Below are 2700 nucleotides of genomic sequence, written 5' to 3'. Positions count from 1 at the left end.
GCCGCCTGGCTAGCGTGAGCGCCGCTGCCTCGGGGCAGCGGACAGTTCGGGACATCGTGCCCGAAACGCACCGATCCGAAGGACTTTTCGATGAAACGATCACTGGTCGTCGCTGCCGCGGCCGGAGCGGGTGCGCTGCTGTCGGTCGCGCCCGCGTCCGCGCAGACCGGCGTCTTCCCGGCCGTCGAGCAGGCCGCTCCTGTGGTGGCGTGCTACGAGTTCCCCATCGGCGCGCCCGGTGGCTGCGACTTCTTCCAGAACGTCCTGCAACTGCTGTCCATCGGCTCGTCGAGTCTGAGCGCGGGCACGCAGGCCTCCTGAGCCGCCTGCTCCGGCGAACGACCCGGTGACCCGCCTCGACGCGGGTGGCCGGGTCGTTCTGCTGTGTCCGGCCGGTCGCTGGGATCATCCGGTGGCCGGGATGTTGCTGGACACCTGTCTTGATCCGGGTCGGTCAATTCGAATCAGCCTGTCGGCAATGGTGTTCGACCGAGATCGTTCGTTGCTCTAATGCTGGACATGTCAGCAAACCGCACCGTGGCCGGTCGCCGTCGTGGCCGTCCGACGACCGTCGTCGTTCCCGTCTCCGCCCCGACGGTCCTCCCGGGTGGTGGCGCTGCGGCCCTCGGGCTCGCGGCATGAGCATCGACGAGGTGGCCGCGCCGCGGCCAACGGTCGAGCGGGTGAAGTTGAGCAGCCTCACCTGGTCGGTCTTCGCGCCGATGGTGCTCTACGGGGCGGGCGCGGGTGCGGCCGCGCCCATGTACGCGCTGCGGGCGCTCGAGCTCGGCGCCTCGGTCGGCGCGGCGGGGCTGGTCGTGGCGCTGAGCGGGCTCGGCATGGTGCTGACCGACCTGCCCGCCGGGCGGATCGTCGCCAGGATCGGCGAGCGCGGGGCGATCGGGCTCGGCACCGCGCTCGGACTCGCGGGGACGCTGGCCGCCATCGGCGCGCCGAATCTGCTCGTGCTGGCGGTGGGCATGCTGCTCACCGGCGCGTCCGGCGCGGTGTGGGGGCTGGCGCGGCAGACCTACATCGCCGGGGTGGTGCCGCCGCAGGAGCGGGGGCGGGCGCTGTCGTTGCTGGCGGGCGCGCATCGGCTCGGGTTCTTCGCAGGCCCGTTCGTCGGTGCGGCGCTCGTGCACGCGATGGGGCCCAACGGCGCGCTGTGGATGCAGGGCGCGACCACCGCGCTGGCGGGTCTGGCCATGATCGCGGTGCGCGACGTCAGCCGGGGCGGTGCGAAGACGCACACCCTGACCTCGGTGGTGCTCGAGAACCGCAGGGTGCTCGGCACTCTGGGGTCGGCGGCGCTGCTCACCGGCGCGGCGCGGGCGGCCAGGCAGTCGCTGCTGCCGCTGTGGGCCGCCCACATCGGCCTGAGTCCGGTGGCAACGAGCCTGATCTTCGGCATCTCCGGGGCGGTGGACGTGCTGCTGTCCTATCCGTCGGGGGTGTTCATGGACCGGTTCGGTCGCCGCGCGACCGGGGTGCCGTCCATGGTGTGCTTCGGTCTCGGCTACGCCATGCTGCCCTTCACCCACAGCGCGGTCACGGCCGGCATCGCGGCGGGACTGCTCGGTCTGGCCAACGGCATCAGCAACGGACTGATCATGACCGTCGGCGCCGATGTCGCGCCGCCGGGCAAGCAGGCGGAATTCCTCGGCGCCTGGCGGCTCACCCACGACATCGGCATGTTCTCCGGGCCGCTGGCCATCGGCGCGATCAGTGCCCTGACGGTGCTCGGCGCGGCGTCGATCGCGTTGGCGGTGGCCTCGGCGGCGGGGGCGGTGGCGATGTACCGGTGGTTCCCGGTCGGGCCGGGGGCGAAGACGCCGGGCAGGTGAGTGCGTGAACTCCGCGGCTCAGCCGTGGGGTTCACCTGTTCCCGGGGTCAGCGGGCCCGGCTGCCGAGCATCTGCCGCACGCCCGCGACGAACAGTTGCAGGCCGAAGTCGAAACGCGCGGTGGCGTCGGTGGTTTCGGCGAACGGCGCGGCGTCGGGGCCGGAGTCGTCGGCGGGGGCGGTCTCGGGGAGGGCACCGACGGCGTCCATCTGCATGCGGGCCTGCTCGTCGACGGTCTGGCCGAGCACGTAGTACAGCAGGGTGTAGGCGGCCAGGTCGGCTTCCTGGCGCGGCATGCCCGCCCGGATGGCCGCGCCGGCGAAACGCTCGCGGCCCTTGCTGGTGGTCAGGCGGGAGGCGTAGGTGGCCGAGACCAGCTCCGCGCCGTCGCGATAGGCGAGCAGACAGTCGCGCAGCCGGTGCGCCAGTTCGGTGATCTGGCCCGCCCAGTCCTCGGCGGTCACCGGTTCGGCCATGGGCGCGAGAATCCGGTCGGCCACCGCGCCGAGCAGGGCCTGCTTGTTGGGGAAGTGCCAGTAGAGGGCCCCGGGCTGCACGTGGAGTGAACCTGCCAGCCTGCGCATGGTCAGGTCGGCCAGGCCGTATTCGTCGAGGATGGCGATCGCGCCCTCGACCACGTCCGCTCTGTGCAGCTGCACTCGCTCGTCACCTTCCCGCCCGCTCGGCCCCGTCGTCATGTCCCGCACCCCCCCCACCGCGGGGGCGGGAGGGCTGCCCCGGGGCAACCCCCCCCCCCCCCCCCCGCGCGGGGGGGCGGCCGCGCCGGAGAGAAAGAGCCCACGCCCCCCCCCCCGCCCCCCCGACCCGCGCCGCCCCCCCCCGCGCCCCCCCC

Annotated in this window: 3 protein-coding genes; 2 read left to right on the top strand and 1 reads right to left on the bottom strand. The window is 73.3% G+C overall.

What is annotated here, in order from left to right:
• Positions 1-90: 90 nt before the first annotated feature.
• The gene (locus tag QH283_RS23675; RefSeq protein WP_280505141.1) at positions 91-321 is read left to right on the top strand and encodes a hypothetical protein; all 231 of its coding nucleotides are present in this window, start codon (positions 91-93) and stop codon (positions 319-321) included.
• Positions 322-638: 317 nt separating this feature from the next.
• On the top strand, positions 639-1847 hold the full coding sequence (locus QH283_RS23670; protein ID WP_280505140.1) for an MFS transporter: 1209 nt from the start codon (positions 639-641) through the stop codon (positions 1845-1847).
• Between the two features lie 47 nt (positions 1848-1894).
• Here QH283_RS23670 and QH283_RS23665 read toward each other — a convergent pair whose 3' ends face one another.
• Positions 1895-2506 carry a TetR/AcrR family transcriptional regulator C-terminal domain-containing protein gene (locus QH283_RS23665; RefSeq protein WP_280505139.1) on the bottom strand — a complete coding sequence of 204 codons (612 nt, stop codon included), beginning with the start codon at positions 2504-2506 and terminating at the stop codon, positions 1895-1897.
• Between the last annotated feature and the right edge of the window lie 194 nt (positions 2507-2700).

The sequence above is a fragment of the Nocardia farcinica genome (assembly GCF_029867845.1).
GTDB lineage: Bacteria > Actinomycetota > Actinomycetes > Mycobacteriales > Mycobacteriaceae > Nocardia > Nocardia farcinica_A.
This window is presented reverse-complemented; position numbering and strand designations above follow the sequence as displayed.